This is a genomic window from Candidatus Binatia bacterium (assembly GCA_036382395.1).
GTDB lineage: Bacteria > Desulfobacterota > Binatia > HRBIN30 > HRBIN30 > JAGDMS01.
On record DASVHW010000282.1, the window covers coordinates 1 to 5,527 of the forward strand.

Sequence of the window (5,527 nt, forward strand, 5' to 3'; positions counted from 1 at the left end):
CCATGATATCACGCTGGCGCAATTGGTGGATTGGGCGGAGAACGCGATGATGGATGGCGAGTTTGAGGCGGCAAGCGTGTCGGTGTTGGCGTCGGTCGTGTCGCGTCTGGGCGTCGCGGATGTGCGCGCGTTTGGTCTGACATGGGAGGATTGCGAGCAGTTGCTCGAACGACTCGGCTTCACCGCTCGCGTGGAGATTGTAGCCGCCTGAACGGCGCCACGATCCCAATCGGCGCTCTTCTGCTCCACGCACAGCCCCGGCCACACCATTCTCGCCGCCTGCGATGCCCTTCCGCCGGCTCAGATCGGCACCTCATGCGAGGCGCTCTGCAACGTCGTCCACCGCCGCTTGTCGTACACCTGAGTGGTGGTAACGTGCCGGTGACCTAGCCACCACGGCTGATGCGCGTACGCAGCCATGCGGCGGTTTGGGCAACGCCTTCGTCGAATGCAACGCGTGGAGCAAAGCCCAAGCGTTGGCGCGCAAGCGCACCGGAAAACCCTTGGCGGGTGCCGAGGAGTTCCACTGCCGTACGGGTCAGGAGCGGCCGCTGCTGCCGGCGGGTCGCGTGCCCGGTCCATTCCATCAACGCCCCCAGTGCGTAGGCCACACCGCGGGGCACCGAACGCGCGGGCATCCGCAACTCCAGGGCGCGGCAGAGCGCGGCGAAGTAGTCCCGCCAGCTGTGGCCGTCCTCATCGACGGAGTGGAATGCCGCTCCCACCGCCGCCGGATGCTCCATGCCCAGGAGAATGAGCGCCACGCAGTTGTCCACGTAGACCAAGCCGGCATCGACGTTGCCGCCGCGGACGAGCGGTGCGCCGCTTTGGATGGCGCTGACGATCTCCACGCCGAACGTCACCGAGCGCGGGCCGTAGATGTTGCCGGGGCGGATCACCGTGGCAGGCAAGCCCGCACGCTGCGCGGCCCAGACGCGCTGCTCCCCGGCAATTTTGGTGGAGTTGTACGGCAAGCCTCGGTCCCGGTAGGGCGTCGTTTCATCCAACCCGTCACGATCCGGGTAGCCGTACACGTCCAGCGTGCTGATGTGCACGAAGCGGTCGAGCGACGTGGCCGCGCACGCCTCCAGCAACCGGCCCACGCCGCGGTCATTGGCCTCACGAAAGGCGTCCCACGCGCCCCAGTCCGAAGCCAGCGCCGCGCAGTGCACGACGACCCGGCACCCGCGCACGGCGGCGGCAAGCGCCGCGGCCGAACTCAAGTCACCAGCCACGCACTCGGCGCCGCGGTCGACGAGCCATTGTGCCGCATCAGGTCGCCGCACCAGCAGCCGCACCCGTTCACCACGCGCCAGCAGCGCTTCCGCCACATGGCTCCCAAGAAATCCTGTTGCGCCGGTGAGGAGAATCATTTCGTCGAACGCCCGTATCCGGCAGCGCCCGGCGAGTCAAGGTAAGGCGCAGATCCTCTCCCCCATTGACCAGCATCCGGTCATTCGCGTAGGCAGAAGCGCCATGCGGAGCGTGTACGCACACGGCTGAGCCCGATCGCCACCCGCTCGATCGGCTGGAGCGGGGCCTGTCGCTCACTGATGCGACGATGCTGGTGGTATCGTCGGTCATCGGGGTGGGAATCTTCCTCACCCCGGGCACGGTTGCCGACCATCTCCCCTCCCCGGGTCTGTTTCTCGCCGCCTGGCTGGTTGGCGGCCTCCTTTCCCTTGCGGGCGCGTTGGCCAATGCGGAGCTTGGCGCGATGTACCCGCACGCGGGTGGTGACTACGTCTACTTGCGTGAGGCTTACCATCCACTCGCGGGCTTTCTGGTCGGGTGGCTGTCGTTCTTCGTCATCTACGCCGGCACGGTCGCCACACTGGCCGTAGGTTTTGTGGAGGGCATGACGGCATTCGTCAGCCTGGGGGCGTGGGGCAAGATGGTTGCAGCCATCGGACTGACGGTTTTCGCCTCATGGGTGAATTACGTCGGCGTACGGTCGGGGGCGCGATTCAACAACGTCACCGGCGCCATAAAGCTGGTGGCGCTCGCCGCACTCATGGTGGCCGGGCCGCTGATCGGTCGCGGTGAGATCGTCCACCTGCGCCCGCTGGCGGGAGGGGCAACGACGATTTCGTTCAGCGGCTTCGGTCTGGCGCTCTCACCCATCCTCTTCACCTACCTGGGCTGGAACGCGTCGGTCTACGTCGCCAGCGAAATTCGCGATCCGGGCCGCAACGTACCGCGCTCACTGTTCCTGGGCCTGGCCGTGTGCACCGCCATCTACGTCGGCATGAATGCGGTCTATCTCTACGCCCTCCCGATCGACGCCCTGCGTGGAGAAGTGCGTGTCGGCGAAGCCGCGGCGCGCGCCCTGTTCGGCCCGGCGGGTGGCACGATCACGGCGATTCTCGTTTTGGCGTCCGTCATCGGCTGCTTGAACGCGACCATCCTCGTGGGGCCGCGCATCGCCTACGCCATGGCGCTGGATGGCCGGTTTTTCCCGGGAGTCCAGCGCGTGCATGCTTTCTACAAGACACCGCACATCGCCATCGTCGCACAGGCACTCACCGCCATTGCGCTGATCGTCGTGCTCGGCAGCTTTCCCAGTGTGCTCGACTACACCACCTTCGCCATCGTCCTGGCCACCATGGCGGACACCACGGCGCTGTACACGCTGCGCTGGCGCAAGCCCGCCCGCCCGCGCCCGTATCGCGCCTGGGGCTATCCGGTCGTACCCGGCCTGTACTTGATCGCCAACGCGGCGATCGCGGGCGCGATGCTTTGGGGCAGGCCGAAGGAGTGCGCCATCGCGCTCGCCGTCACCGCCACAGGCGCGCCCTTCTACTGGCTGTTCTCGCGCCGCCGGAACCTGCCTGGTTCGGTCTGAGGCGGCTGCCGCGCACTACGCCTTTTGTCCACCACTGTGCTACTCAATACGGCGCGAAGCGCGGGTGCCCGGCGGCTTCGGACCTGCGAGGGAGGCTCTCAATGGGGACGGTGTGGGTCGCACAGGTGGTGCTCTTGGTCACGGGCTGGCTGGCACCGTGGCGTGACGCGCCAGCTCGGACAACCAACGGGCGCCTGCCGCTGCTTGTCCGGATGCTGCTGAGTGCCTCACTGGTTGTGGCCGCGTTGCTCATCTGGAGAGCCAGCCCGTCGCAGACAGCGGCATACTGCAAGTTTGTTTTCCTCGGCATGTCGGCGTCTTTCGTAGGCGACCTCATCATGGCCCGCTTGCTGCCGGTGCCGAATCGTCTCGTCGGGGGCATGGCGGCTTTCGGTCTGGCGCACGGGCTGTACATTGCTGCCTACGTGCGCACCCTGCACCTGCACGGGGTGCCGTTGGCCAACGCCGGTCTGTGGTTGGGACTGCTGGCGTACGGAGGTTGCAGCATCGGCGGCTGGTGGCTGCTCATCCGCAATCCAGCCAAGGGAGCAGCGGTGAACACCGGTGCTCTGGTGTATGGCACATGGATCGGCATCATGGCCTCGTTCGCGCTGGCGTTGGCGGTCGGGCTCGGCGGCGCGTGGTGGGCCACAGCCCTCGGTGGCTTGCTCTTCGTGGCCTCCGATTTTCTCATCGGCGTCACCGATATCCGCGGCACGCGCATACACAACGCCAACGATTGGATCTGGTTGACGTACGTGGGCGGGCAAATGGGCATCATCTACGCGGCGTGGATCTGGTCGCTGCACGCAGTCCCTGGTGTTTGAGCGCTGATGGCACGGTCGCTCAACTGGCAGGGCGCGGAGCTGCGCGCTGAGATCATCGGCGGCGTCACCACGTTCGTCACCTTGTCGTACATCATCTTCGTCCAGCCGGCGGTGCTGGCGACGACCGGCATGGACGCGGGAGCGGTGATGACCGCGACGTGCCTCTCGTCGGCATTTGCCACTCTGTTGATGGGCATCTGGGCGAACTATCCCATCGCCGTGGCGCCGGCCATGGGCCACAACTTCTATTTCGCCTTCATGGTGGCAGGCCCGGTGGCGACCGGCGGCATGGGCTATTCGTGGCAGGTAGCGCTCGGGGCCAACTGCATCGCCGGCTGCGCCTTTCTCCTCCTGTCACTTGTCGGTCTGCGGGAGCGTCTGATCGACATCATCCCTGACTCCCTCAAGCATGCCATCGCCGCGGGCATCGGCTTACTGATTGCGCTGGTGGGTTTCGAATGGGCCGGCCTGGTGCGTCCGGCGCCGGGCACGTTCGTGACCCTCGGCAACCTGCATCATCCCGCGACGCTGGTCGCGATCGGCGGCACGCTCCTGACCGCCATCCTGGTGGCGCGCGCCAACCGCGGCGCCATTCTCATCGGCACACTGGCAACGGGCACGGCCGCCGTCGCGTTCGGGCTGGTGCCGTACAACGGTTTGATGGCTCCTCCACCGCCACTTGCGCCGACGTTGCTGAAGCTCGATATCGTTTCGGCGTTCAGACCGGATTTGATCGCCGTGATCTTCGTCCTCTTCTTCCTCGGCCTGTTCGACACGGTCGGGACATTGATCGGCGTCGCCGAGCAAGCCGGCTTTCTGAAACACGGGCGTTTGCCACGTGCGCGCGAGGCGATGGCCACCGATGCCATCGGTACCATCGTTGGCACCGTGATGGGCACCTCGACGCTGACCGCCTACGTCGAGAGTGCCGCCGGGGTGCACGCGGGCGCGCGCACGGGCCTGGCGAACGTGGTGACCGCCGCGCTGTTCCTCGCCGCCCTCTTCTTTTCGCCCCTGGCGCACATGGCGGGCGCAGGCGTACACGTCGGCGATCTGACCCTCTATCCGATCGTCGCCCCTGCCTTGATCATCGTCGGGAGCTTCATGATTCGCAGCGTCACCCACATCGATTGGGCCGATGCGCCGGCCGGCATGGCCTCGTTCCTGACCATCGTCACCATGCCCTTTGCCTTTTCCATCACCGAGGGTATCGCCTTCGGTTTCATCGCCTACGCCATCCTCATGCTCGCCGTCGGCCGCGGCCGCGAGGTGCACCCGCTGCTGTACCTCTTCGCATCACTCTTTGTGCTTCGCTATGTGCTTCTGATCTAGGACATCGCTTCGTGACCTGCGCACCGCCCGCGCGCACCCGAGGCGACGTCAACACATCCGGCCAAGGCAGAGCCGCTCAAGAAAGAGCGATCGCTGGGTAACTGCTGGCGGTAGTCAGGGGAGGGGTATGGTCGTCGGTGTCTGCAATCCTTCGCAAGGATCGCCGCAGGCGCCGCACGCCCCCGTCGACGGATCGAGCTGGCCAATTGGACACCATGAGATCGCTTCCGGTCCGAGCCCTTGGGACAACACGCAGCACTCACGTTGCGAAGTGAGGGAAGACACGCTGGCGCACTGCGAAGAGCCCTTGAAGCACGCTCCCTCAATTGGAGGCGGCGGCGTAGGCGTTGGAAATTGCCGGCAAACGTACCCGCAGCCGCCCGCACAGAAGCCCGCGCAATCAAGGAACCCTGCGGGAGGGCACGGCGGCAGCGTGCACACGGGGCCAGGCACACACACGTACCCGCAGCCGCCAGCGCAGTCACTCGGACAATTGAGGACCGCTCCGGTCGGACACGGCGGC

The 5,527-nt window shown here is 66.2% G+C and carries 5 protein-coding genes; 4 read left to right on the top strand and 1 reads right to left on the bottom strand.

Annotated elements, in window-relative coordinates; translation table 11 throughout:
* Nucleotides 1-211, top strand: a 211-nt coding sequence (locus VF515_13190; GenBank protein ID HEX7408592.1) for a hypothetical protein, incomplete at its 5' end; no start/stop codon positions are given.
* Between the two features lie 175 nt (nt 212-386).
* On the opposite strand, the gene VF515_13195 is transcribed toward VF515_13190, so the two are convergent.
* Complete coding sequence (locus VF515_13195) at nt 387-1,373, bottom strand: NAD-dependent epimerase/dehydratase family protein (protein HEX7408593.1); 987 nt, start codon at nt 1,371-1,373, stop codon at nt 387-389.
* Between the two features lie 167 nt (nt 1,374-1,540).
* Between VF515_13195 and VF515_13200 the strand changes: the two genes are divergently transcribed.
* The 3 genes from VF515_13200 (at nt 1,541) to VF515_13210 (ending at nt 5,004) form a co-directional block, all read left to right on the top strand.
* A complete protein-coding gene (locus VF515_13200; GenBank protein HEX7408594.1) occupies nt 1,541-2,845 on the top strand; it encodes an amino acid permease in 1,305 nt (434 codons plus the stop codon).
* Nucleotides 2,846-2,946: 101 nt separating this feature from the next.
* Complete coding sequence (locus tag VF515_13205; GenBank protein ID HEX7408595.1) at nt 2,947-3,672, top strand: lysoplasmalogenase; 726 nt, start codon at nt 2,947-2,949, stop codon at nt 3,670-3,672.
* 6 nt (nt 3,673-3,678) lie between these two features.
* On the top strand, nt 3,679-5,004 hold the full coding sequence (locus VF515_13210) for an NCS2 family permease (GenBank protein HEX7408596.1): 1,326 nt from the start codon (nt 3,679-3,681) through the stop codon (nt 5,002-5,004).
* The last annotated feature ends 523 nt before the right edge of the window (nt 5,005-5,527 follow it).